Source organism: Metasolibacillus sp. FSL K6-0083 (assembly GCF_038630865.1).
Lineage (GTDB): Bacteria > Bacillota > Bacilli > Bacillales_A > Planococcaceae > Metasolibacillus > Metasolibacillus fluoroglycofenilyticus.
Window position 1 is genome coordinate 1,287,509 of record NZ_CP152046.1, and the last position, 26,027, is coordinate 1,313,535.

The following is a 26,027-nucleotide window of genomic DNA, read 5'->3' on the forward strand; positions in this document are numbered from 1 at the left end:
CACTTCTAAGTAATTAGTATTATAGTATGCTAATTATTTATTGTTAGCAACGCTAGAGGAATAAATTTATATACCAATCCATCATGCTATCACCAAAAAAGTAGACGATAATAGCTGCCAATGCAATAGATGGCCCAAATGGAATGGGGGTTTTACGACCTTTATTTTGTCTTTTAAGAATGACAAGACCGACAATCATGCCGATAACTGCTGCTAAAAATAATGTTAATAATGTATTAACTGTACCGAGAACAAGCCCTATAACGAAAAATAGCTTTATATCGCCCCCGCCCATGCCTCCTTTGGAAACAACTGCAATGAGTAGCAAAACTCCAAAGCCAATTGCTGCACCGAGCAAGCTATCCCACCAAGGCTCTAAAGGTGATAGAACTCGTCCTAATACTAATAAAGGTAAAAAGAACAATAATATTTTGTTTGGTATTAGCATATAAGCGGTATCTGACACTGTAATAATAATGAGTAACGAAATAAAAAGCCAAGCAACAATAAGCTCTAACGAAAGCCCAAGCTGCCAATAGGAAAAGGCAAAAAAGAGCCCTGTTAGAAGCTCCATAATCATATATATTGGGGAAATGCGCACTTTACATGTACGACATTTCCCGCGCAATAAAACATAGGAAAGTACTGGCACTAAATCTATAGCAGTTAATGAGCGGCGACAATTTGTACAATGAGAGCCTGGATAAACAATGGATTCATTTTTTGGAATACGTAAGCCTACAACATTATAAAAAGAGCCGAGTATAAGCCCTAGTAAAAAAGAAAATATGGTATATGTGATTGTCATTATTTACTCACCTACATAACCAATTACGCCTTGGTATAATTGGTCCAGATTTTTTCGAGCTTGCTCGAAAACTCCTCCTCAAAATCTGTGACATCCGCCGGAGGCTTTATTTTGATACAGCAAGAGTACAACCGCTCGCTGTATCAAAAACAATGAAGCATTCATCAAATTATTTATAGTGGTAGGAGTTTTCTGCTGAATCATAATAGAATGTTGTTGCTTGTATTGTAGCAGAAACTGTTTTAGGTGTACCATCTTCTACTAAATCCGCTTCTCCGGGAACTTGTAAATCAATTTGATCAACCCGAATAACACGCTGCAAGGACTCTAATTCTTTCAAAAATATAGTCAAATCCGCTTCATTCTTCGATTCTAATTCAATATTAAATGTGACCATTTGCAGCTCTGGTGGCAATGTTTCCTTAGCAATTGAAGAGGTTGGTAACTCCTCAGTCGCTTGTTCTTCTGTTGCTGAGTCAGCTTCTGTATCAATTGGGTCCTGTAGCTCAGACTCACTTACTAAAGCATCATAATTATTAAATTGCATTCCTGTAATTTTAGATGTGGATAGCAATTCAATTTCTTCCATATTTAATAATAAATTCACAATATCTTTATGCGCTGGTACTTTCTTTTGCAGTGCATAAAGATTTTCTGGAGCTTTTCTCTCTTCATTTTGCTTCAGCGCAATTTGCGATTGTAAGCTTATAATTTCCTGCTGAAGACTAGATACAGAGCTGTTCAAACGCTCTGCCTCCTGCTTTTTTGGTAAAACAAAATAATAATAGCTTGCGAACAAAATCAGTGCGATAAGCGCTGTCAACAAAATTGGGGCTGAATTTTTATTGCTAAACATTACTGAACACCCCCGTTAGCTAAATATATTTTATCAATATATAGCTCGATTTGAACAGAGTAGCGAGATACGCTGCCAAAATCCACTTCATTTTCATTAATCGTATCATTAGCACCACTTGGATTCACTTCGAAATCTGCAACCGTACCTAGCTGAACATCATTAAAATATTCGCTTTGTTCTAGTAGTGCCACATATTTTGAAATGTCTGTAAATGTTTCAAAATCAGCTCTAACAGTTACTTTTTCCTCACCAAACATGTAGTTACGTAAATAGCTGTTCGGTAGCAGTAATGCACGCACCTCATCAACTAAAGGCGATACAGGGTAAGATACTTTTTCAACAAATATAACCGCCTGTTCTATAGAGCCAGTATTCGCATTTAACAGTGCATTATAGTCATTTTGAAGCTGGTCTCTTTGCGCTTGCAGTGCTTGCTGCTCGTTCGTAAGCTTTGTAACTTCTGCCTGTGTCGCAAAAGACTGCCATACAATTAAACTTAATAGAAGCAACGTAGCGATTGCTAAAATGCTATAAAAAATTTTAAAATTTGATTCGGTTCTACTAACGTGAGGTAACAGATTTATATCTGGTATCATGTCTGTACCTCCTTCAAAGCAAGTCCCATAAGCGCCGTATATTTGCCTTTCATATTCGGATAATGTTGCTGAATCGCTTTATCATCAACTATTTTAAGCGCTATCGGCAAGCTTTCAGAAATTAGCTCACTGATAATAGGAAGCCATGGATTATCGCCCATAACTATAATTTCATCAATCATTTTTTCACCTTTATGCAGAGAGAACCTAAAGAAATTCATAATTCGGTCAAGCTCCATTACACGGTCGATAAGGAGCATTCGATAGTCCTCTTCCTCCCCTGTATAGGAGAATGTCACTTCATTTTGACTATCAACTACCCCATGCCATTTTGTCAAATCTGTGTCGATTGTTTGGAAGCGTAAAAAATCAACATGCCCATTCGAATAAATACAAACCGTTAATTCGTTAATCAACCAATTCGTAATCATATATGTTTTATTATTTTGTAATTGCTCCATTTTTTCTAGTAATCTCAAATGACATAGTGCCCGAATATCAATAGCCTCTGGCGTGAGTGGTGCATCTAACAATAAATTAACAAGCTTCGTCACTTCCTCTGAAGGCGCTGCAAACAATGTCGCCTGCCCATCCCCTTCAATCGGGTCATAAACGTCAATTAAAGGCTCATGAAACGGCAAATGCACTGTACGCCCTAGCTCCATTTGCACATAAGGCTTCAGCTTGCTCCCCGTCACATCATCTGGATGCTCAAAGTTTTTCAATAAAACCGAAGTATCTGGCACAAATGTGCGCACAAGCTGCTTTTTCCCACCAAACAGCTCCATATTTTCTTTCATAATTTTATAGAGCGCCACCTCATCTACGATAACGCCCTCCTGAACAATTCCTTGTGCAAGCAAAATATCATATGTTTCCCATTGCGTTACCTGCTCACCTTTTTTCACGAGCACACGCAATATGTAATCATTTAGTTCCATTGCTACATGTGACTTCTTTTTAAATTTGAACATATGATGCAGCTCCTTTTTGTGCGTTCTATGCTAAGATGACAAGCGTGTTGATTAGCCTTTATTTTATAGAGAATGCCTAGCAATTCGTTGATTTCCGTTACGGTGGACGCTTTCCTCGGGGTGTGGCTTCAACTAATTTATTTCGGCATTCGCCGAAATAAATGGATTTTCAGCTCGAGGCCAACACGAAGTTGGTCATGGAGGCGTTGCCGCAGGACGCGGCGATTTTAGCCTCCCTACCTCTGATCCCGATGGAGTCGCCCCCTTCACTACAATCAACGAGTGTATGGCTAGTAGAAAAGCATTTCCCCCTATAGAACACGATAATTAATATATTATTTACATAATCAACAGACTTGCTCTAATGATTCAATTTCAATAAATGCAACAATTAATCCTTCAATGGAACACCTAAGCTATTGCTAGGTTAGGTGTTCGATGAGGGGTTAATTATGGTGTTGTCACTGAACCACCTGCATTTTTCAATGCTGTATTAATTGCTGTTTCTGTAGCTGTGGTACCTACCTTATATTCATCTAGTTTAATCTCATCTAATTTTCCATAAGTGATTGACCACTCTTTCGCTGTTGCATTATAAGTAGCATTATCAGTAGTATCTAGTGTAACACCATCCACATAAGCTCCTAATTCGCTGTTGCTACATATATTATCATCTCCACATGCACCATCAACAGCAGCAATTTTTGCGCCTGATAAAATATTTGATGCTTCTGCTAAAATAGCACGGTCCTGTGACTTAGCAATAATATTCCCAATCGCCGGAACAGCAATTGCAGCAACAATTGCTAAAATCACAATTACTGCTAATAGCTCAATTAGTGTTAAACCTTTCTCGTTTTTAATACGTTTTTTTAGTGTTTGAAACATATTATTTCCTCCTTGTTTTTCAATGTATTGGGTAGTGTTTTGCTTTTGCTCGGACGTTTGTTGCACCTTAGTTCACCTCCTTGCAAAACGTCCATTGCCTTTACATTTGTTCGTAAAGGCTAAACATTGGCATAAAAATGGCTGCCACTATAATGCCTACCGCAGCTGCTAAAAAAACAATCATTAATGGTTCAATCAATGATTTTAATGTGTCGACTGAACGATCAACCTCTTCCTCGTAAAAGTCGGCAATTTTCTCAAGCATAAAGTCAAGTGAGCCTGTCGTTTCACCGATTTGCGTCATACTCGTGACCATTGGTGGGAAAATCCAGCTTTGCTCAAGCGGCTCTGATAGTGTACTTCCGCGCTCGAGGCTAGCTCTTGCATCAAGCATCACTTTTCCGACGACGGGGTTACCACTTACCTTTTCAGAAATTGTTAATGCTTGTAAAATTGGCACTGCTGCGCTGAAAAGTGATGCCAGTGTACGCATTAAACGCGCGATAGCTGTTTTTTGAAGCAATGGCCCGAAAAGTGGCAATTTCAATAGCATGTAATGAACATTGAAATGAAATTGCTTATTATTTTTGAATAAATAAGCGAATACAGCAATAGCTACAATGACGACAAGTAAAACAAGCCACCAAAACTTTTGGAGCCATGCACTAAAGGCGACAGTAATCACTGTAATTGTCGGTAGCTCTGCCCCCATATCTTCAAAGGATGTAACAAAGCTTGGGACAATGACAATAAGTAGAAATGCGACAACGACGATAATTAAAACAGTTAAAACGGCTGGGTAAGCTAACGTCGATTGCACTTTTTTCTTCAAATTGTATTGCTTTTCAAACATATTAGCTAAGCGTTCAAGCGTGCTATCAATATTCCCTGTTGCTTCCCCAGAGCGCATCATATTGATGAATAGCTCTGGAAATACTTTCGGATGCTTGCTCACAGCCCCTGAGAAGGCGATACCTGAGCGCACATCATCCTCCACTTGCTCTAGCGCTCTTTTTAACGGCTTTGAAGTGGATTGACGAGCCAAAATATTTGTTGCCTCTACAATTGAAACACCTGCGCGTATTAATGTCGCAAATTGCCTACAGTAAATAACAAAATCTTGGTTTTTTACTTTAGCACCAATATTAATCTCCATATGCATGATACTTGAAGATTCGCTAATCTCACGTGGATTAATGCCACGCTCACGCAGTTTGGCAATGGCTGCATTTTGATTTGCCGCCTCAATTGTGCCCTTTTTCGTGACACCTGCTGAAGTGCGACCCGTATACTTAAAAACCGTCAAATGTATTCACCTACATTCATAAATGGACGCGCATCCTCCAACGCAATTTGCCCAGCGGACACAAGCCCTTGGATTGACGTTTCCAGCGTATGCATGCCAAGTGCTCGATTCGTTTGCATCACACTTGGAATTTGATGAATTTTCTCATTGCGAATTAAATTTGTCACAGCGGGAATTGCAACAAGTATTTCCGTTGCTGCCACACGCCCCTTTTTACCTTTGCGCACAAATAGACGTTGGGAAATAATACCTTGTAAAACATTGGCTAGCTGAATGCGTATTTGTCCCTGCTGATGCGGTGGAAATACGTCAATAATGCGGTCAATCGTCGTTGGAGCACTTGATGTATGCAATGTGCCAAAAACGAGATGCCCAGTTTCTGCCGCGGTAATAGCAGTCGAAATCGTTTCTAAGTCACGCATCTCCCCGACTAAAATAATATCAGGGTCTTGACGTAATGATGCACGCAAGCCGTTTGCAAAGCTTTCCGTATCCACACCGACTTCGCGTTGATTGACGACTGATTTTTTATGTGTATGCAAATACTCAATCGGGTCTTCAAGCGTAATAATATGCTTCGCTTTATTCGTATTAATATAGTCAATCATTGCTGCTAAAGTTGTTGATTTCCCGGAGCCTGTAGGACCTGTTACTAAAATCAAACCTTGAGGCTTGTCCGCCAAATCGAACAGTACACTCGGCATATTTAAAGAGTCGATTGTTGGGATTTCACTTGAAATTAAACGAGCTGCAACAGCACTTGTATTGCGTTGATGATATGCATTCACACGAAATCGGCAGAGGCTTTCTAACGAATAATTAAAATCCGTTTCCCCCTTATCCTTATATTCCTGCGCCTTATGGTTTGGAATTAGTTCCTGAACCATCGTATTTAATTGCTCATGTGTAATCATGTCATTACCGTAAGGAGCTAGCTTGCCGTCAATACGATACATTGGTGGAATACCGACAGTTAAATGTAAATCGGATGCCTTTTGCTCATAAGCATGCATTAATAATTCTCGAATTGAGTGTGTCATCGTCTCACTCCCCTACTCTACAGTTGCTACTCGTAGCACTTCCTCAGTTGTTGTTACACCTTCCAGCACCTTTAGTAAGCCGTCCTTCAGCAATGTGTTATAGCCCTTTTCCTTCATATAATTTGCTATGACACTTACATTTTGACTGTTTAAAATATGTTCCTTTAGTTGACGGTCTACTAAAAGTAGCTCATGAATCGCCATACGCCCCCTGTAGCCTGTATTGCTACAAGATGGGCAGCCGCGTCCACGTGCAACTGTTTCTACAGTTAAACCGTTTTCTACAAAAATGGCTTTTTCACGCGCTGTTGCTTCAACCGTCTGCTTGCAATCTCGACACACTCTGCGCACTAAACGCTGTGCCATCACACCAACTAATGAGGAAGAAATTAAAAACGGCTCAATCCCCATATCCTTCAAGCGTGAAATAGACTCAACTGCGCTATTTGTGTGCAATGTGCTAAGCACTAAGTGACCTGTTAAAGAAGCACGTACCGCAATTTGTGCTGTTTCAAAATCTCGTATTTCCCCAATCATCACGATATCGGGGTCTTGACGTAAAATCGAACGAAGACCTGTTGCAAAAGTGAGTCCTACTTCCTCTTTCACTTGCACTTGGTTAATACCTGCAAGCTGATATTCCACTGGGTCTTCCACTGTAATAATATTGACTGCCTCATCATTCAAATTAGAAAGAGCAGCATATAATGTGCTGGATTTCCCTGAACCTGTAGGACCAGTAATTAAAACAATACCATTTGGACGTTGTATCATTGAGCGGAAAAGCGCTTCGTTTTGCTCTGTAAAACCAATTTGATCAATATCAGTTGGTGCATTGCTTAAATCAAGCAAACGCATCACGATTTTTTCACCGTAAATTCCCGGAAGCGTTGATAAACGAATATCAACGGGCTTAAAATTCACTTGAATTTTAATGCGACCATCCTGCGGTATACGGTTTTCTGTAATATTTAAGTTGCCCATGATTTTAATACGAGCAGTAATAATATTTTGCATATGCTTTGGTAAAGAGCGCTCTGTCCGTAATACGCCGTCTACACGATAGCGCACGCGAAATTCCGTTTCATGTGGGTCAAAATGAATATCTGAGGCGCGCTGTGCAACACCGTTAGCAATAATTTGGTTAACGAGACGTACGATAGGCGAATCATCATCTGTAATTTCCTGCTGCGCCTCCGCGCGTGTCGCTGCATCTCCTAAGTCAGATAATGCTGCTTCCATCGACTCCTGCAAATCATAATATTTTGTAATTGTGCGATACAAATCGTCTTTTGCGGCAATACTCACTTCAATTTGACAGCCTGTCGCCATGCGCACTTCTTCGATTGCAAAATAATCCATCGGGTCTGCCATCGCGATAAACAATTTATTTTTATCACGTCGAATTGGCATAATGCTCGCGCGCTTTGCTAATTCAGCAGGCACAAGCTTGATTAATTCCGGCTCTATAGCATACTGATTTAGATGAATATGCGGAATACCTAATTGAAATTCAAGCACTTCAATTAATTGCTGCTCTGTCAAAAAGTTTTCTTTAATAAGGAAGTCGCCAAGCTTCTCATCACGATTTTTCGTTTCGAGTGCATGATTCAATTGTTCATCTGTAATAACCCCTGCTTCGACAAGTAAATCTCCAAGACGTTTTCTAGCTGTTCCCTTCACGCTATACTCTTCCTCCCTCTAAGGCGTAACTAAATTGCCTCCTTTATCGTAATAGCTACCTGCTGGTAAATCCTTTTCACCCTGTGGCAATGTGGGGAGTTGCCCTATCCCATTATCATAATCAGCTAAACCATCGCCATTCAAATCAAGCTTCGGCTTTTCTCTCAAAGATTGCCCCGGGCTCTGCTCTGAATAGTCCACCGAAGTTGATGTAGCTTCCGGCTGCTTTGTCGACTTTAAAATAACGCGATGTGCTGGTGCATAATAATCTTTACTAATAAGCTCCCCCTCTGGCTCATCCGCGCTATAGCGCATTACGGAAACACGCAAGCCTGCTCGTCCTTCCTCGATAAGCTGCTCCTGTCCTACAGGTAAATTTTTGGAATAGCGTGTAATAACACGTGGAGAAATTTCGTAATCTCTCGTTACTTGCACACCAACATTTTGACTATTTTTAGGACCGTAAGCCTCTGCTTTTAAATTGTCGCCTTCAAGCGTCATTTTTAACTCTATTGCATAATCCGTTGTATTTAAAAATTTCAAATCCTTTGAACCGTTACGTGTTATAGCCGCCTCTATGCCCGGTTCCAAATAGGAGGGTATGCTATTTTGGGATGCTCTTTCATAAATCTCACTATTCGTTTTTAACGCAATGCTATAAAGCATCGATGCAATGAAATTTAACGCTTCACCATTAGCACGGTCTTTCTCTTCTCCTAATGCTTCCACTAAAGAAAAGGGTTGTCCTGGTATAACCAGCTGCTCATTTATTGCTTGTACTAAATCAGATAGACCCGCCGCCGCTTCTGGAATTGGTTGAATTTCTAATGCGATACGCTCAGTGTCATATGCGTTTAAATTTTTAACGTCCGCTTCTATTTCATGAGAGGCCAAATTAGTGGCCTGTGCCAATACCTTATGATAGGTAGAATCAGCTTCCCAAACTTTCACTTTTTCAATTTCTGCCATCAACGCTTCATTTACCGTAATTTGTAGCGGTAGCTGTACGATGCGCTTTGGCTTCCAAAATGAAAACCACGATTTTTTCGTCATTTGCTCGTATGTGACAATTGTGCTGTCAACATCAAAATGAATGGCTGCCGCATTGAAGCTAAGCGTTGTACCAGCACCCGACACGATAATCGGCTCACTCGTCCATTGATTGACCGCTTCCTGCACCTTTTCTCTAATATCATCCGTTTTCAAATCATCTACTACTATTCCACCGATTGTGGATTGTCCACTATTTGAATCAGCGTAGGATAAATTAGTAGGATAAATCATATAGATAAGAAGAACTACTGAAGTCACGAGAAGGCATACTTTTAAACTAATCCTCACACATAACACCTCACTTATTTTTCAAAGTCAATTTTCTCCTACCATCTATTGCCTTTAGAATACACTAGTAATAGCCCCTTTGTATATACTATTCGACCTATTTTCAATAAATTAAAATATTTTTCATGACTTTTACATTATTTTTTTCAAAAAAATAATATTAACACTTCACTTTTCTATTAAAAAGACGAAAATATACCTATATAATAGATTCAAATAAATTAATTGAAACCTAATTTATTCGGAATAAATAGTCACATCTTGTCTAGCGATAACGAATAAAGTAGCTAATATATTTATTATAAAGCTTTTTTTCATTTAATTTCTAGGTTAAAATAAGCATAATAACCTATTTCAATTTACTTCTAATAAAAAAGAATTAAATTATATCCCTAATTATTAAATACCCTTTTTTTATATGAAAGCAACTAGGGCTAAATTAGGAATTTGCAGATTGTTTTCCAAATTTTCTTTCGACTGTTAAGCAGTATTTCAACTAAATTTATTTCATGAATGTGAAGGAGGAGAACTTTTTGATAAAGCACTTAAATAATTATAAGGGTATGACTTTAATTGAAGTGATAGCTGCTCTTGTATTAATTGGCATTGTGTTAATCTCCTTTTTCGGGCTGCTTATCCAATCAAATAAAACAACACATAAATCAAATGATATTATGGACGCTACCTATGTGGCTCAGATGGAAATGGAAAAGTTTTATAATGCAAGTGGTGCTGCTAGCTCCTATGAAAATCTTGCTAGCCTTTACGAACTGAGTGAGGAACCTGGTACCTCCTATTCTTCATTGCCGGAAAAAACATATACTTACTTACCACGCGAAGAAGGTAATTTTACGTATTACTTAACATTACAAACTTTCGCAGAAGGCTCTACCTATGAAAATGCGGTCTATGTACATCTTGAAGTTGTTGAAAACAGGACAAATAGTAAAGCAACCATGGAAAATGTTTATATACTAGGGGGGGCAAACTAATATGCGTTTACTCCGAAACAGTAAAGGCTTTACATTGTTTGAAGTGTTAGCTGTCATTGTTATCCTCGCTATCGTGTCGATGCTAAGCATTAGCCTCGTTACTTCTGCAACAAAGCAGCAAATCGAGCAGAGTACACATAATCATGATATTAAAGAGATTTCTTATGCTTTAAAGGTGATTACGAAGGATTTTAGGAAAAGCGATGATTTTAAAGATGAATCTGATGAGTCAATGAATCCTCAGATTAAATCATACAAATTTATATTAAATGATGCGGAGTTTGCAACATATAGATTAGAGGATAATCAAATTTTCCGAAACTCACAAATTATCGCAACAAATATTAAAGACTTATCGATTACCTCTAATTCAATACAAATCGAAAGTTTAAATGATCAAATTGTAAATACCGAAATAAATTTTAGGGAGGGTTCAAATTGATAAAGTACATTAAAAATAATGAAGGTTCTGCACTTGTTATCGCTTTATTCTTAGTTGTAATTATTTCAATTCTAGGTATCTCTTTGCTCTCCATTTCTTCAAATAGTTTAAAACAAGTAGACTATGAACGTACTGACCAAGCTGTTTTTTATATTGCTGAAGCTGGAGTAAACTTAGCCAAATTAGATGTAATAGATGACCTTAAATCTATTCGAAAAGCGGCACTCGATGATCTCAATCTATGGATTGACAGTGAGAATACTACTAGAAGAATTGAAAAGAAACCTAGTTTAAAAAAATCAGAAGTTAATATTAAATACAAAGAAATCTTTCAAACAAAATATGAAGATTTTGATTTTTCTATAGATTCATATGACATCTCTTCAGGAAAAGAAGCAATAATTTCTGTATCGAAAATTTCCGAGACAATTATAGATGAAAAAAAATTTTATCAAGTTCAAATAATATCAAAAGGTGAAATTCAAAATGCTAGCTCACGGGAAGTAACTCAAATTATCCAAATGCAAGAGCCTTGGATTAATATAGGGGATGATGACGGTACTAGCGGGGAGGTTGACCCTCCTAACAATGAAACAAGTAGTGTTTTAGAAAAGTACGGAGCTATAACCTCTGGTGATATTGAACTTACAGGCAGTTCTGTAATAGATGGAAAAGTTGCTGCCAATGGAGATATTACTTTTGGTTGGAGCACGAGTATTACAGGTGATATAAACCTTAATCCAAATAAAAAACTTATATCTCCCAATGCCCGTCCTAATAAAATACTTGATCCAATAAATTTTGATACAGCAGACTATTCCCCCCCCTTTCCAGATGACAAATTTATTGAATTAAATAACTTGGCAACACTGAATAACTATACCACAGATAAAGGTATTCATTTAGTTAAAAATGGTTCCTTAGATATGGTAGACAAAACTGATGGAAGCATTTTAACACTTATAGGAGACACAAAATTAGACCTTCTAAATTTTAAGGGTAATCGAACACTCTACATCGATGTGGGGGATCAAAACATTAATTTATATATCTCTCATTTAAAATATGAAGATCAAGGTCATATCGAGTTAATAGGAAATGGAACATTAAATCTTTATACTCCTAAAGTAAGTTTAAGACACGATGCTAGTAGCATAAATAGTAAAGGGGATCCATCAAAATTCAACTTATTTTATAATGGTATTAGCCATTTAAATCTTAATGGTAATCGAGATATTAAAGGTTCAATCTATAACAAAAGCGCGCCTGTGTCAATAGGTAACAGCACTAGATTGCATGGTAATATTTTTACTAATGGAAACAGTGTAACTATCAGTGGCTCAACACCTACTACTGGTCAATTTATCATAGCTCCTAATGCCCATGTTGATGTCGCTGGCTCTGCAAGGGTCGTCGGTACTGTTGTTGCGAAAAGTGTTAAGGTGGTTGGCTCAGGTAAAATAACCTATGGTGAGCCTCTTATTCCATTACCTGGTTCTAATAACGCATTTAAAGATTTTGAGCAGATTCTTGAGATGGAGGAATTTGATTTATTTTACACCAATATGATTGAAAATTAAAAGCTAGATGGTATTCTAATAAATGGTTAATTATACCTCATATTCACATCAGAGAGGTTCTATATAATAATGTAAAAAGACAAAATCTGCTCTTTTGGTTAATATAAAAGTTCTCACACAACCTTCTACCAAAGGAGCACATTTGTCTGATGGCTTGTTTAACACACTAGTAACAAATTTATAATGATTTTCAAGTATGGAACTTGCCACTTTTTTAAACCAGTTTTACGCCAGCTTTTGCATGCCGTAAAGTGTATGTCGAAATCAGCTTTACGAAGATTCTTGAGGGGCTATCAGCCAAACACCATACAACTCCTGAATATTTTCTACAACATAGTCCTTAGAATCTTTTTTTTGTGCCAAATGAAACAACAGGTACAGGTACATAGTAAACTACGAAAAAAGAGCCTGTATTTCTGAATATTAAGGACATAATCTCAAAAAAAACAAGTCTTCGTCGCTGAGGAAATCACAGAGCGAAGCGTGCGGTTTTCATTTTTTATATTATGAAACGATAAAGCAACACAAGGGCCAACTTTCTGAAAAGAAATCTTCTGAAAACTGGCTATTTACTGTTTATGTCGTGCAATAGTAGATATTTTTGAATTTGTACCTATTGCCCTTCCCTCTCATCCGCATAACTTTAGCAATGATGGCACCTTCATCTAAAATTAGTTTTATGTTCCCTTTATAAACAAAGTATCGCCGATTCGTTAAACGAAGTTTTCCCCACTAGGCTAACATAGCACATAATTACCACAATCATTTCGCTCAAATAAGGTGCTTCACAACGATTGAAGATACCGCTCCACATCCTCAATACTAGTAAATGTAGTACTATTTATAATCAATAGCTGCAAATTTTCAGCATTCATCCGTCCAATACTCTCCACTACTTCAGTTGGGATTGCTGCAAAACGATTTTGAAGTAGCTGTAGCGCTGTCTCAAAGAGGGCATTTGTCGCTCCTTCTTCTTTGCCTATTTCCATACCTTCTTCTCTACCTATTTCAATACCTTTTTCCATCGCCTCTTGTTCGCGCATTTTCGCCTCTTCTATTGCAGCTTCCTCATCTAAAATATGTTTTAAGCGTCCCTCGTAGGCATGGTATTGCGCATCTGTTAAGCTTAGTTCTCTCCACTGAGTTAGTGCATCAAATAATTGCTCATCTCTCATTGCAATCACCTCCAGCTCTTTATAAATGTCCTCATATATTTCCTTCTCTTTCCGATGATTGACTACCCCTAATAGAAGTAACCATCTTGCTAGTACATCATTCCATGGGTCAAGTTTTTGCTCTTTCCAGTCTCTCAGCAGTTTGGGTATCTCGATAAAATGAAATTCCATGACATCCGTTAACAAGGAGCTGTCCAAAAAGCCATACACAGCCTGCATATTGGACAGCGTGTAACGTTTGACAAAAGAGTGTTTACTTTCAATAAAAATGGAGCGATGAAAGCCTTTATTTCAATGCGGCGTCAAAATAAAATGGACTTTTCCCCATGTCTATTTCCTCAACAATCTCCCCGACAACAGCATTCCTGCTGCACCAACGACGATAAAGAGAATTGCACGAATTAGTAGATTTAATGTTGCTAAGTCGAAGAAAATAAGCTTTAATATCGCAATGAGCAATAGGATGAAGCCTGCTGCCGCAACCTTTTTCCATTGTTTCCTTCGGCCAATAATGATTGTGAGGCTTGCGATAGTGAAGAGTGTTAGTGTTTTTAGCATAATTGCAATACCCCACGTGAATACATCAATCATTTCTAAATAAGAAATAAGGTTGATGAAATAAAGTGTGATGATGAAAATACCAGAAATCATGTATATTTCAATATATTTTTCAATGAACTTTTGCCATTTTTGATAAATGCGTCCTTCTTCATATAAATCTGCAAGTAGTGCGAGCAGTGTTAAAATAAAGATGCCGCGCGTTACAAGCTGCAAGAAAACATGCGTATCATCTACAAGCCCTGTTGATAGCAATGTAATGCCTTGCGTTAAATAGCAAACAATTAAAATAATTGGTACGAAATTGCCTATCCAGCGGTGATTCACAATGAAAGCTATAAGCATAGAAATAGCAGTTACACTAAAGACGATATACGGAATGTACTGTGCTGTTGAAATATAAGCATAGTCCAGTTTCGTCATATAAAGCATTAAAAACAGTACAATAGCTGCTGCAATGCTATCAATTATATAATATTTTTCTATCAATTGTTCAAAGTGCGTTGGCTCTTCCTTCGGCATTTTCGCATAAATATAAGCTGAAACAATGCTGATAATTAAAACAAGCAATGCGATATTTTCTACATGCCAAAAAGGTCGAACATCAGTTGTGAAGTATAACGCAAAAGCCATCAGAAATAGCAATGCAGTATAGGTAACTTTCATTAATGGCGCACGCAAGCGAATCGCTAGCATTATGCCTGCCACAGCAGATAAAACAAGAGCTACCCTGCTATAGCCAGCTGCGAAATCGAATGTAAGTACGATGTTAAATGTTAATAGCATTGCGATAGTCGCGCTAATATCGAAAACTTGACGCTCACTATTTTTGTATACGACAAAAGCCATAAAAGCATAGAGGGCAAACACAATGAATAAATAAATAATTTGATACGGCTCATCAAAAATAATGAGGTTAAGTAGTAATAGGGTAAAGCTACTTATACTAAACAACGCACCTTGCTGCAGGAGCTTCCACTTCTCGCTTCGTTTAAATAACTGCCACCAGCTCTTTAAAAATAGCGCCAATACAACGATATAGCTCATTGCGAAATACGGCGTTTGCTTGAATTGTGTAAACCAAATAATTTGTATTGCAAGCAATGAGAAAAACATCCCGATATAGAGGGCAATATGTTGATTATGCTTCATTATAACAAGCTGCATTGCCATAAAAATAAGGACAACATAAATTAAAATAAATAGCTTACTAAAATCCATAAACTCCAATAAATATGGTAATAATAAAGATGTGAATACAACGAAGCTTGATAATGCCTCGCTTCCTTTCACATAGCTAATTACAATACCGTATGCAACGTATAGTACAGCAATAATAAGTGCAAATGTTAAAGTAAATATTTCGTATAAAATAGCACCTGCTGCCGTCGCTAAAATCCCGATTATAAAGGAGCCACCATATAATGCGACAAGCATTGGGCTAAGTGTTACTTTGTTCTTTTCAGAGCGCCATGCATAAATGCCAATTGCAATTGACACGATATATGCTGCAAATACTTTCAAAGTGTCCGATAAAAGTCCAAAATCACTCGCTAATTTTAATCCCCATAATATACCAAGCACTAAAATAATCATAAAAACTTTCGGTAAAATAGTCGTTATTCTTTCCTCAAAGGAACGTTTCGGCTTCGGTGTCACCGCCTGTTTTTCCTGCACAGCCTTTGTTTCTAGCCCACTAATCATTTCAGGCGCTGGCTTCTCTACAGCATTGCGTTCAAACTGTGGCACTAGCTGGCGTATTGCAGAAGGCTGCTCCTTCGGCTGCTGTCTATTTTGCTGCTTTAGCTCAGCTAGTTCCTTTGTTAATTGCTGTACTTCCCGCTCTAGCTTTTCCACCCTTTCTTGCCACTCTCGCTCCATCCATCCCACCTACCTTTTGCCTTTTTTCTATTTTAGCATAGTCGTACAGAATGGTGACATCTGGTATTACAATCATTTTGCCTTGCTTTAATTAGGTATAAAGTATTGATTTTCAGGATAAGGCTGTCCAAAAAGCCGTGCATAGCCGGCATTTTGGACAGTAGCAATGATGTTTCACAAAATGTTGATTCATATAAACAGAAAGCGCCTCTTTTAAAAATGGGATGAACATTGGCTTTAGCAGTGTTAGCTTTCAGTAAAAGTGAAGCGATGAAAACATTGATTTCAATGCGGTGGCAAAACAAAATGTACTTTTCGGACAGCCCCGCTTGCCACCTTTATCAATTACACCGAGGTATAATTAATTAAAAAAATTGCCTGGAAGCGGCGCACTAGCCCACTTTCAGACAACCTTTTCTTCTCTATTTTACTAATTGTTCTTGGAAATATGCCTCAATCTCTTTCCAATTATTTACGCGAATAAAGCCTTCTGTTGACAGATTGTATGGCATTGAATATAAAATGCCTGTTCCTTTAAATGCCTCTAGCTGATAAGGGCTATCGTCAATTAAATAATCTGTATGAATAACTGCCTTTGTCCCACAAAATACGATGTTTTGCTTATTTATAAATGGGAAATGACGCTCTAGCCATTCATATTTTGCATTAAAGGAGCCCGGTACTTCCATTGCTGCTGTCGCAATAAAAATATCGTAATCCTCCTGCAATTTTTGTACAACTTCAATAGCATCTGTATCCAGCACTTCTAAGTCGCCAAAGAAATGTGGCTCATTCATGCACTCATATAACTTTCTAGTCTGTTCTTCAGGTAAGTCACGTCGTGTCCCTGCAATAAATTCTTCATCTGTATAATTTGTATTGAAATTTTCATTCACTGTTTTACACAGTTTTTTATAAAAATTTGCTAACACTTGATCCATATCAATCGCGATACTTTTTCTCATTATATGCCCTCCCTCTAGTTCCTAACTTTAGTGTAATCAACTTGTGAACTAGAAACAAGCGCATCCAAGGAACTTAACAAATTTTACAAAGTCAACACCTTACATATTTACGTTTAAAACCAATGCGGTCTTTCTCTATCTCTTTTTCAATGTTTTGTAACGCGTTTAACATACTGCTTTTTTTATTGTCCCTCTTCATCTCAACAACACCAATTTGTTTTGCAATAGCAAGTGCCTCCTCGTGCAACGGCTTAAAAGACACGCCGACAGTTGTTACAAAATTATTCATGGCAGATTTTGCTCGCTCTGGTGCATGATGAATCGTCTCCTTTACCACTTCTAACATCGTTAAAAGCTTACTTTTCGAAAATTCCTCATCCTTACGATTGCCAAGTAGCCAGCAATAACAGCTATAGCCCGCGGACATTTTCAGCTCCTCATCACTTGCAATCCATTTATCTGCTACTTGCTGTGCAATAGTGGCCTCCGCTAATGTGACAGCGACAACATAATCAGACAGCATGTAAAAATAGGCCTTCTCAATCCAACGGTCATAATCAGCCTCAGTCATCGTATTTGGCTCTGCAATCACACCTGCAAAATACATCGCATCATAATTGCCTGTCGCATATAACTGCTCTGCAAGTTCTTGATTCGTTTTAATTTTTTTCGCCATTGGCTTCATTGCACCAGTCGCCACGCCAAAAACAGGCTCAGTTGCACCATTCGAGCAATAAATTTTTTTCGTACGCTCTTTTCCTAATGCCTCTAGTTCCTGCATCACTGCTTGATAATCCATCAAATTGCCTCCTTAATTGTCCTCTATTGTTGGATTTTTATCGCCCATTGCCTCCAAAAGTAGCATATCAATCCGCTCTTCCAACCTCCCTTTTTGTCTTTCGTTTAACAAAAGTAGCTTTTGAATCATTGCCTTATCTTCCACATTGATTACGTCAAATTGTGCGGTATCTTCTGCACCTATTAAATTTTCTGATTTAGTCGGGTAATATTCTTTTCCTACTAACAACCATTCAATCGACACGGAGAAAAAGCTAGCTAGCTTATAGATTGCCTCTGTATCAGGAATTCGATTGCCGCTAATATAATTGCTAATTGCATTTTTGGAAATACCAGTTGCCCTTGCAACATCTACTTGCTTTAAATTTCTCTCTCGGAGTTTTGCTATAATTCTTTTACCAACGCCTTGAAAGTTAACGTCCAAGTTTTATTACACCCCTTCCTAACAAAATGACAACAAACGAGAACTAACTCTCTTTACTTAAGTACCCTTTCATTGTACAATAAATTATAGATTAAGTGAAACTTCAATCAGTGGGAATGTTCACTCAAGTCTTGAAGCGGGCGTCTTACTGCTCGTTAATGCGGGATAAACGTATATATTAAATAGTTTATCATTTTCATTTCCCACCAATGAAGAAATGTCGCCTTCAATTACACTAAGGCTAACACCGCTTTAAATTTTTGAGCAAGCGCGAGTAATTTCTTCAAAACCCGTGAAGCCTTATGCCCACACAATGTTGGTCACTCAGTCGTTATCTTAGCATGCGATATTTTTGGACTGAGTTCCTATGATTCAGTGGGTGTTTGGATAAATTAAATCCGTTATAGATGATTTGACAAAAGGACAATATAGGGTACAGCGAATGAATGCAATAGCTTCATAAGGAGGACAATTTGGAAACAATCATATTTTTTGTATGTATTATATTAGTAGCTTCTATTTTACAAACAAGCACTGGGTTTGGATTTTCTATCATGGCAACACCTTTTTTATTGATGTTATTTCTTCCACAAGAAGCAATACAAATAAACATCATCATATCTCTATTTATTTCAATTTCTTTAATATGGAAAATAAGGGAAAATGTTGATTTTGATATTTTAAAAAGACTTGTTATTGGAAGTATGGTTGGTGTACCTTTTGGTATTTTATTTTTTATTACGATTGACAGTACCTCAATAGTTTGAATTAGCTAAAATATAAAAACTGTAGGGATTGCATCTATTTCCCTACAGTCATAATTATATTTAATAAGACTTCAAATAATGGTCTAGCTCCCATTGGTGCACAGTGGAGCGATACATTTCAAATTCGATTTCTTTCGCTTCTTTGAAGTTTGCATAAATATGCTCGCCTAATGCTTTTTGTACAACCGCATCTTTTGCTAGTAATGTGAGTGCATCGTCTAATGCAGCGGGTAGGTTTACAATGCCATTTGCTTGGCGCTCTTCCTCCGTCATCACATAAATATTGCGATTCACCGCTGCTGGTGGTGTCATTTTTTTACGGATGCCTTCTAAACCAGCTTCTAAAATAACAGCCATTGCTAAGTATGGATTCGCTGATGGGTCGACAGAACGTACTTCTATACGTGTTGAAATGCCACGTGATGATGGAATACGAATTAATGGTGAACGGTTTTGCGCTGACCATGCAACATAGCAAGGGGCTTCATAGCCTGGTACTAGACGTTTATAAGAGTTAACAGTTGGATTTGTTATCGCTGTGAAGCCTTGTACATGCTCTAACACACCTGCCATAAATTGCATCGCTGTTTCGGATAAGCCAAGCGTCGTCGCTTCATCATAAAAGGCATTCTCATTTCCTTTAAATAAAGAAACATTAAAGTGCATGCCTGAACCCGCTTCACCAAATAGTGGCTTTGGCATAAACGTTGCATGTAAGCCATGCTTTCGGGCAATGGTTTTAACTACTAATTTAAACGTTTGGATATTATCACATGCTTTTATAGCATCAGCATATTTAAAATCGATTTCATGCTGGCCCGGTGCTACTTCGTGGTGGGATGCTTCAACTTCAAAGCCCATTCCCTCAAGTTCAAGCACAATGTCACGACGACAATTTTCACCTAAATCGGTTGGTGCTAAATCAAAATAACCTCCATGGTCATTTACCTCTAAAGTAGGCTCGCCTCTTTGATCAAGCTTAAATAAGAAAAACTCTGGCTCTGGTCCTAAGTTAAAATTAGTGAAGCCCATTTCTTCCATTTCTTTTAATACACGTTTTAAATTTGAGCGTGGGTCGCCAGCAAAAGGTGTACCATCTGGGTTTGCGATATCACAAATAAAGCGTGCTACTTTCCCTTTTTCAGCAGTCCATGGGAAAATCATAAACGAATCATAGTCAGGGAATAAATACATATCTGACTCCTCGATGCGCACGAAGCCTTCTATTGAAGAGCCATCAAACATCATCTTATTGTCTAACGCCTTATCTAATTGACTAACTGGAATTTCAACATTTTTAATTGTTCCTAAAATATCAGTGAACTGTAATCTTATAAATTTTACTTCTTGCTCATGTACCAGTTTTTTAATGTCTTCTTTTGTGTACTTACCCAAATGTACCACTCTCCTAAATTAGTTTATCCCCACCTATTGATAAAAACGCGAAAAATTCCCTTGACGAATAGATGTTTTTTGCATGCTACGTGCTTGGAGCATCTCCTCTCGCATAATACGGCGTAATTCACGATCTGAAATTTCCTTTTGCTCTAAAGTAAGCTGGTTTTTTCTCTCGAATACTTTTTTTATACCTGCCATATTCGTGCCTCGCTCAAGCAATTCTTTTATTTCTAACAATACATCAACATCATTTAATGAAAACATTCGTCTATTTCCCTCTGTGCGATGTGGTTGAATTAAATTGTGCTCTTCATAATAGCGGATTTGGCGCGCTGTTAAGTCGGTTAGCTGCATCACAATGCTAATTGGTAACACTGGCATAGTTCGTCGAATTTCACTACCCATTTAATTCACCTCCGTTTTTTATAATACGCCTCCCTTTTTTTCATGTCAACGCTCATGTAAGGAAACCTCACATGGTTTTTTTCTAAAAAAACTGCCCGAAAACAATACTTTTTCGGGCAGTTTTATGCGGTATTGTAACGAACCTTGGCTCGAAATGTTTTTTCAGACGCCTCTTTCTTGCTTATACTAATTTTTGAACAGCACTGCATATCGCATATTTCACGTGCTCATATGTTAAACCGCCTTGCACAAAGGCTGTAAATGGTGGACGAATCGGACCATCCGCCGTTAATTCAATACTCGAACCTTGAACAAACGTCCCTGCTGCCATAATTACATCATCCTCATAGCCCGGCATATAAGCCGGCTCTGGAGCAAAGTGGGCATTAATTGGGGATGCCGCTTGAATTTCACGACAAAATGCCACCATTTGTTCGGCTGTTTGGAATGAAACAGATTGAATTAAATCTGTACGTGGTTCGCTATAATGCGGCGATGTTGTCATGCCGATTTCCTCTAGCATAGCGGAAGTGAAAATGGCTCCTTTTAATGCTTGGGCAACAGTATGTGGCGCTAGGAAAAAGCCTTGGTAAAAGTCTGCTAACGTATTTAGTGTTGCACCCGCCTCTGCACCGATACCCGGAGATGTCATGCGATACGCGCATTTTTCTACTAAGTCAGCACGCCCTGCAATGTAACCACCAATTTTCGCAAGCCCAGCACCAGGATTTTTTATTAAGGAACCCGCCATTAAATCAACACCAACCTCTGTCGGTTCAAGCTGTTCAACAAATTCCCCATAGCAATTATCTACAAAAATGACTGCATGAGGTGCAACTAGACGAATTTGCTCCACCATTGCGCCAATTTCAGCAACTGTGAACGATGGACGGCTTGCATATCCCTTTGAACGCTGAATCGCAATCATTTTTGTTTTTTCATTTACTGCTTGGCGCACACCATGCCAATCAATATCTTTATTATCAATTAAATCAATATGACTATATTTAATGCCAAAATCCTTCAATGAGCCCGTATCCTTATCGCCACCATCAACAATGGATTGAAGCGTGTCATACGGCTTACCTGTAATATACAGAAGTTCGTCACCCGGACGCAAAACGCCGAATAAGCTAAGTGTAATGGCATGAGTCCCTGAAATAATTTGCGGTCGTACAATCGCCGCCTCTGCTCCGAATACTTGAGCATATACACGCTCTAAATTATCACGCCCTTCATCATCATAGCCGTAACCGTTTGAGGGCTGTAAATGATAATCAGATACTTGATTTTCTTTAAAGGCCGCTAATACCTTTTGTTGATTAAAAAAAGCATTTTCGTCTGCGTGTTTATGAAATGCTGCTACTTTATTTTCAATTTGCGCAGCAAGCGTTAATGTTTGTTCTGTTAAATTTGACGTAAACATAGGTATCTCCTTATTTTTCATTGATAGTTTTTAGTCCTCTCCCATCTTATCAACTATATTTATCACGTCAACTATTTACCCTTTACTATTGTTTCATTAATTGTTATGCTCGATTTTGCTAACTAAAATATTTATTACATACGTTTAAAGGAGTTTGAAAATGGCTTGGGAAGTTTTTAGTATTATCGGGACAATCGCCTTTGCATTGTCTGGCGCCATTGTTGCAATGGAAGAGGAGTATGATTTGTTCGGGGTTTATTTACTCGGCGTTGTAACGGCATTCGGCGGTGGAGCTATCCGCAATTTATTAATTGGCTTACCGGTAACTACTTTATGGAGTCAAGAAATGATGTTTCAAATTGCGCTTGCAGCAATTACATTGTTTTTCTTAGTGCCCTATCGATTTATGAAACATTGGAATCGCTGGGGCAATTTATCTGATGCGATTGGTCTCGCTGCTTTTGCAGTACAAGGGGCGATGTTTGCAGTTAAATTAGAGCTCCCTCTTAGCGCAGTTATTGTTGCCGCGGTGCTAACTGGTTCTGGTGGTGGCATCGTGCGAGATTTGCTCGCACGTCGTAAACCAACCGTATTGCGCGATGAAATTTACGCGATGTGGGCAGCTAGTGCTGGCTTAATTATTGGGCTTCAAATTTTTACAGGCGATTTGTTTTTATATGTAATGTTCGCAGCAGTTACTGCTTTGCGGATTTTATCTTATTTACGCGGCTGGCGCTTACCACGTAAAAAATTATCAGTGAAATAAATAGACATCCGAGAGTCTTTATTTACGGTTTCTGCGAGGTCATCTGTGATTTTCGCTGAGGTATTTGCGGTTTCCACTTTTGAGCTATCAATTTCATTTATAATGAATGATGAAAAAATGACACTGAAAAAATCAATTTCCTACAAACGTGTTACAAATCGATTTTTTTGTAGCTAAATTCGATGGAAAGAAAGGATTTATATTGCGAAAAATACTTTTCCTATAGTTTTTCAGTGCTCTCGCCAGATAAAAGAGAAGAGATGAAAACTTTTATTTCAATGCGTCGTCAAAGCAAAATATACTTTTCAGACAGCCTCCTCCTTTTCAAAGAAAGCCTTCTCTATTTTAATCGGCAAACATTTTACCAAAATAACACCAAAAGCGTCCAAAAAGCCGGCAACTGCACGGCCTTTTGGACGCCTCTACTTAGTTAAATTCTAATTCTCCATCATAGGCTAACATGCCGCCCTCTAGATTTGTTACGTCGTAGCCCTGCTCTGCTAAGTATTCACAGGCATTTGCACTGCGCACACCGCCTTTACATACAACGATGTATTGTACTGATTGGTCAAGCTGCTCTAGGCTGTTTGGAATTTCCCCAAGTGGAATATGCACTGCACCAGGGATTACACCTTCTGCCACTTCAAAGTCTTCACGTACATCAAGGATGTGTAAATCTTCGTTTGCATCTAATAAATTAATTAGTTCTTCTGTTGTCATTGTTTTCATTGCAGTAAACCTCCGATTTATCCATTCATTCGCTATTATATATGATTAATATCGAATTATGCATCTTCTTTCGTAATATCTACAGTACTTGCTGGAGCAAATGTGGAAATCGCATGTTTATAAATCAAATGCTGCTTACCTTCTACTTCTAACAATACGGTAAAATTATCATATGATTTTATTAAACCTTTGAGTTGAAAGCCGTTTAATAAAAAGACCGTTACAAATATATTATTTTTGCGTAGTTGGTTTAAAAACGTATCTTGCAAATTAATTGGTTTCACGTAAGCACCCGCCCTTGTCATTTATATGGTATTTGCTTTTATCTTAACATAGCTTTGACCAATACCAAGTTATTTTATAACCATTAATAAGTATTCGGTATATCTTCTAAATTCCCTTCTATTTTTTCAAAAACCTTCAGTAAAATATGCTTTGACTTGCTCCCAGTCCGTACCAATCCAATGAACTTCCATCTTATTGCGGAAATACGTGAGCTGACGTTTAGCATAGCGGCGCGAATTTTGTTTAATTTGCTGCACTGCGTCCTCATATGAAAGGAGCCCGTCAAAATAAGCACATAGCTCCTTGTAACCGATTGCTTTCATCGCCTGCACGTCACGAATACCCGCGTCATATAAACCTCTGACCTCTTGCTCTAAGCCTTGTTGAATCATCAAATCGACGCGCAAATTAATACGCTCATACAATTTTTCACGCTCCATATCTAAACCGATAATTAAATGATTGTATAATGGGATATGCCCCCTGTTATGCTCCTCAGCCGCCTTTGATGTACCACTTAGCTCTAGCATTTCTAATGCCCTAATGACCCTTCTTGTATTGTTCGGATGAATCATACTGGCTGTTTCTGCATCTAAGGCTGCTAGCTTGGCATGCATCGCATCAGGGCCGTTTTTTTCTAGTTCCTTGTAGTAGGAGGTGCGAGCCTCTTCATTTACTTCCTCTTTTATAAATTGAAAATCATAGAGCACAGATTGCACATATAAGCCTGTCCCACCTACAATAATTGGCACTTTGCCGCGCGTTGCAATTTCTGCAATTTTAGCGCGCACGAGCTGCTGATATTCCGCAACTGAAAAACGATCTGTCGGCTCCTTTATATCGAGTAAATGATGGGGGATTCCCTCCATTTCAGCCGCTGTAATTTTAGCTGTTCCTATATCTAGCCCTTTATAAACTTGCATGGAGTCACCATTAATAATTTCTCCATCTATTAACTTAGCTAATCGAATACTTAATGCTGTCTTGCCCGATGCTGTCGGACCAATAATTGCGACAACATCATAGTTTGTTTTCAACATTTTTTAACCACCGTAAAACAACATCGTGTACATGCTGTTTATTTTTTTCATTTAAAATTTCATGACGCATTTCTTCGAATAGGTGCACCGTTACATTTTCCATTCCGACCTCTACCATTCTTTTAGCAACTTTGAATACACCTTTACCGAAATTACCAACTGGGTCATCGCTGCCGCTAATAAATAGCACAGGTAAATCTGTACGTGTGCGTGCCATCTCATCTTTGCGATGAATAAGTAATAGACCTTCTGTTAAATCAGCATAAAATTGATGTGATGGGATAAAGCCACACATTTCATCCTCGATATATTTTTGCACTTCGTCTATGTCACGAGAAAGCCAGTCGAACTCCGTTGTCGTATCCGAAAATGCTTTATTAAAGCTACCAAAGCTAAGGCTATTCATTAAAGGGCTAGCTATTTGCTTTCCTTGTGCCTTCGCTAGCGTGTTAGCAAGCTGATTGCCTGCTAAATGTGTTGCTGATGTAACACCTGTTCCACAAATAATACAAGCCGTAATTTGGTCGCTATATAGCTGAATAAAACGGCGTGCAATAAACGAGCCCATGCTATGTCCAAATAGCGTAAGTGGCGCTGTAACTGTTTTGCGTAAGATTAGTAGCACCTCTAGTACATCTACAACAACATGGTGAAAGCCACGTTCATCCGCAAAATGCCCGTAAGTACCTTGTGCCGTGTGTCCATGCCCCCTGTGGTCATGCATTGACACATAATAACCTTCTGTACAAAGCATCTTGGCAAACTCCTCATAGCGTCCTGAATGTTCACCCATCCCATGTAAAATATGGACATGTCCAATGACATGCTCTGGCTCAAATGTACGAACGAAAATTTGTTGCCCATCTCGCATCGTTAAAAATCGCTGTTGCTGTTCCATAAA

General features: G+C 38.3%; 25 protein-coding genes and 1 pseudogene. 5 read left to right on the forward strand and 21 right to left on the reverse strand.

The genetic code is table 11. The features are described 5' to 3' along the window. Positions 1 to 52: 52 nt before the first annotated feature. The 9 genes from MHB51_RS06190 to MHB51_RS06230 all read right to left on the reverse strand — a co-directional run bounded on the left by MHB51_RS06190 (position 53) and on the right by MHB51_RS06230 (position 9,438). Positions 53 to 808 (reverse strand): prepilin peptidase, encoded by a 756-nt coding sequence (locus MHB51_RS06190; protein WP_342559231.1) that lies wholly within the window; start codon positions 806 to 808, stop codon positions 53 to 55. 169 nt (positions 809 to 977) lie between these two features. Then, positions 978 to 1,664: a potassium transporter gene (locus MHB51_RS06195; RefSeq protein WP_342559232.1), complete on the reverse strand. Its 687-nt coding sequence runs from the start codon at positions 1,662 to 1,664 to the stop codon at positions 978 to 980. Then, a complete protein-coding gene (locus tag MHB51_RS06200) occupies positions 1,664 to 2,263 on the reverse strand; it encodes a hypothetical protein (protein WP_066171168.1) in 600 nt (199 codons plus the stop codon). Before MHB51_RS06200 ends, MHB51_RS06195 begins: the two co-directional genes overlap by 1 nt. Next, positions 2,260 to 3,237 (reverse strand): pilus assembly protein PilM, encoded by a 978-nt coding sequence (gene pilM, locus MHB51_RS06205; protein WP_342559233.1) that lies wholly within the window; start codon positions 3,235 to 3,237, stop codon positions 2,260 to 2,262. The genes MHB51_RS06200 and pilM overlap by 4 nt, the downstream gene beginning before the upstream one ends. Positions 3,238 to 3,687: 450 nt before the next feature. Next, the gene (locus MHB51_RS06210) at positions 3,688 to 4,125 is read right to left on the reverse strand and encodes a prepilin-type N-terminal cleavage/methylation domain-containing protein (protein ID WP_342559234.1); all 438 of its coding nucleotides are present in this window, start codon (positions 4,123 to 4,125) and stop codon (positions 3,688 to 3,690) included. Between the two features lie 100 nt (positions 4,126 to 4,225). Further along, positions 4,226 to 5,431, reverse strand: a complete 1,206-nt coding sequence (locus MHB51_RS06215; RefSeq protein ID WP_066171175.1) for a type II secretion system F family protein — start codon at positions 5,429 to 5,431, stop codon at positions 4,226 to 4,228. Next, positions 5,428 to 6,471: a type IV pilus twitching motility protein PilT gene (locus tag MHB51_RS06220; RefSeq protein WP_107942337.1), complete on the reverse strand. Its 1,044-nt coding sequence runs from the start codon at positions 6,469 to 6,471 to the stop codon at positions 5,428 to 5,430. The genes MHB51_RS06215 and MHB51_RS06220 overlap by 4 nt, the downstream gene beginning before the upstream one ends. Positions 6,472 to 6,483: 12 nt before the next feature. Beyond that, the gene (locus MHB51_RS06225; protein WP_342559235.1) at positions 6,484 to 8,154 is read right to left on the reverse strand and encodes an ATPase, T2SS/T4P/T4SS family; all 1,671 of its coding nucleotides are present in this window, start codon (positions 8,152 to 8,154) and stop codon (positions 6,484 to 6,486) included. 18 nt (positions 8,155 to 8,172) lie between these two features. Continuing rightward, a complete protein-coding gene (locus MHB51_RS06230) occupies positions 8,173 to 9,438 on the reverse strand; it encodes a VanW family protein (RefSeq protein ID WP_342559236.1) in 1,266 nt (421 codons plus the stop codon). Positions 9,439 to 10,028: 590 nt separating this feature from the next. Here MHB51_RS06230 and MHB51_RS06235 point away from each other — a divergent pair. The 3 genes from MHB51_RS06235 to MHB51_RS06245 are packed head-to-tail and all read left to right on the forward strand — an operon-like array spanning position 10,029 to position 12,509. After that, positions 10,029 to 10,487 carry a prepilin-type N-terminal cleavage/methylation domain-containing protein gene (locus tag MHB51_RS06235; RefSeq protein WP_342559237.1) on the forward strand — a complete coding sequence of 153 codons (459 nt, stop codon included), beginning with the start codon at positions 10,029 to 10,031 and terminating at the stop codon, positions 10,485 to 10,487. A gap of 1 nt (position 10,488) precedes the next feature. After that, a complete protein-coding gene (locus tag MHB51_RS06240) occupies positions 10,489 to 10,929 on the forward strand; it encodes a prepilin-type N-terminal cleavage/methylation domain-containing protein (protein ID WP_342559238.1) in 441 nt (146 codons plus the stop codon). Further along, complete coding sequence (locus MHB51_RS06245) at positions 10,926 to 12,509, forward strand: pilus assembly PilX N-terminal domain-containing protein (protein ID WP_342559239.1); 1,584 nt, start codon at positions 10,926 to 10,928, stop codon at positions 12,507 to 12,509. The genes MHB51_RS06240 and MHB51_RS06245 overlap by 4 nt, the downstream gene beginning before the upstream one ends. Before the next feature lie 785 nt (positions 12,510 to 13,294). Here MHB51_RS06245 and MHB51_RS06250 read toward each other — a convergent pair. From MHB51_RS06250 to MHB51_RS06270, 5 genes are all read right to left on the reverse strand, one after another. Next, a complete protein-coding gene (locus tag MHB51_RS06250; RefSeq protein ID WP_342559240.1) occupies positions 13,295 to 13,903 on the reverse strand; it encodes a PD-(D/E)XK nuclease family transposase in 609 nt (202 codons plus the stop codon). Positions 13,904 to 14,014: 111 nt separating this feature from the next. Beyond that, positions 14,015 to 16,123 carry a DUF2339 domain-containing protein gene (locus tag MHB51_RS06255; protein ID WP_342559241.1) on the reverse strand — a complete coding sequence of 703 codons (2,109 nt, stop codon included), beginning with the start codon at positions 16,121 to 16,123 and terminating at the stop codon, positions 14,015 to 14,017. A 422-nt stretch (positions 16,124 to 16,545) separates the two neighbouring features. Then, positions 16,546 to 17,088, reverse strand: a complete 543-nt coding sequence (locus tag MHB51_RS06260) for a 5'-3'-deoxyribonucleotidase (RefSeq protein WP_342559242.1) — start codon at positions 17,086 to 17,088, stop codon at positions 16,546 to 16,548. Positions 17,089 to 17,179: 91 nt separating this feature from the next. Continuing rightward, positions 17,180 to 17,887 carry a DNA alkylation repair protein gene (locus tag MHB51_RS06265; RefSeq protein WP_342472814.1) on the reverse strand — a complete coding sequence of 236 codons (708 nt, stop codon included), beginning with the start codon at positions 17,885 to 17,887 and terminating at the stop codon, positions 17,180 to 17,182. Between the two features lie 12 nt (positions 17,888 to 17,899). After that, positions 17,900 to 18,310, reverse strand: coding sequence for a helix-turn-helix transcriptional regulator (locus MHB51_RS06270; RefSeq protein WP_342559243.1), 411 nt, complete (start codon positions 18,308 to 18,310; stop codon positions 17,900 to 17,902). A gap of 473 nt (positions 18,311 to 18,783) precedes the next feature. On the opposite strand from MHB51_RS06270, the pseudogene MHB51_RS06275 reads away from it, so the two are divergent. Further along, positions 18,784 to 19,125, forward strand: a pseudogene (locus MHB51_RS06275) (sulfite exporter TauE/SafE family protein); the annotation flags it as partial. A 12-nt stretch (positions 19,126 to 19,137) separates the two neighbouring features. On the opposite strand, the gene glnA reads toward MHB51_RS06275, so the two are convergent. The 3 genes from glnA to MHB51_RS06290 all read right to left on the reverse strand — a co-directional run bounded on the left by glnA (position 19,138) and on the right by MHB51_RS06290 (position 22,306). Then, positions 19,138 to 20,472, reverse strand: a complete 1,335-nt coding sequence (glnA, locus tag MHB51_RS06280) for a type I glutamate--ammonia ligase (RefSeq protein WP_066171211.1) — start codon at positions 20,470 to 20,472, stop codon at positions 19,138 to 19,140. Positions 20,473 to 20,505: 33 nt separating this feature from the next. Continuing rightward, positions 20,506 to 20,880 carry a MerR family transcriptional regulator gene (locus MHB51_RS06285; protein ID WP_107942326.1) on the reverse strand — a complete coding sequence of 125 codons (375 nt, stop codon included), beginning with the start codon at positions 20,878 to 20,880 and terminating at the stop codon, positions 20,506 to 20,508. 181 nt (positions 20,881 to 21,061) lie between these two features. Next, complete coding sequence (locus MHB51_RS06290; protein WP_066171216.1) at positions 21,062 to 22,306, reverse strand: methionine gamma-lyase family protein; 1,245 nt, start codon at positions 22,304 to 22,306, stop codon at positions 21,062 to 21,064. Between the two features lie 160 nt (positions 22,307 to 22,466). On the opposite strand from MHB51_RS06290, the gene MHB51_RS06295 reads away from it, so the two are divergent. After that, positions 22,467 to 23,072 (forward strand): trimeric intracellular cation channel family protein, encoded by a 606-nt coding sequence (locus tag MHB51_RS06295; protein WP_066171219.1) that lies wholly within the window; start codon positions 22,467 to 22,469, stop codon positions 23,070 to 23,072. 426 nt (positions 23,073 to 23,498) lie between these two features. On the opposite strand, the gene MHB51_RS06300 is transcribed toward MHB51_RS06295, so the two are convergent. The 4 genes from MHB51_RS06300 to MHB51_RS06315 form a co-directional block, all read right to left on the reverse strand. Further along, positions 23,499 to 23,801: a rhodanese-like domain-containing protein gene (locus tag MHB51_RS06300; protein WP_107942324.1), complete on the reverse strand. Its 303-nt coding sequence runs from the start codon at positions 23,799 to 23,801 to the stop codon at positions 23,499 to 23,501. Between the two features lie 56 nt (positions 23,802 to 23,857). Beyond that, entirely contained in the window at positions 23,858 to 24,085 is a 228-nt protein-coding gene (hfq, locus tag MHB51_RS06305; protein ID WP_066171225.1) for an RNA chaperone Hfq, read from the reverse strand. Between the two features lie 126 nt (positions 24,086 to 24,211). After that, positions 24,212 to 25,126, reverse strand: a complete 915-nt coding sequence (gene miaA, locus MHB51_RS06310; protein ID WP_342559244.1) for a tRNA (adenosine(37)-N6)-dimethylallyltransferase MiaA — start codon at positions 25,124 to 25,126, stop codon at positions 24,212 to 24,214. Further along, a complete protein-coding gene (locus MHB51_RS06315) occupies positions 25,107 to 26,024 on the reverse strand; it encodes an alpha/beta hydrolase (RefSeq protein WP_342559245.1) in 918 nt (305 codons plus the stop codon). Before MHB51_RS06315 ends, miaA begins: the two co-directional genes overlap by 20 nt. Positions 26,025 to 26,027: the final 3 nt, after the last annotated feature.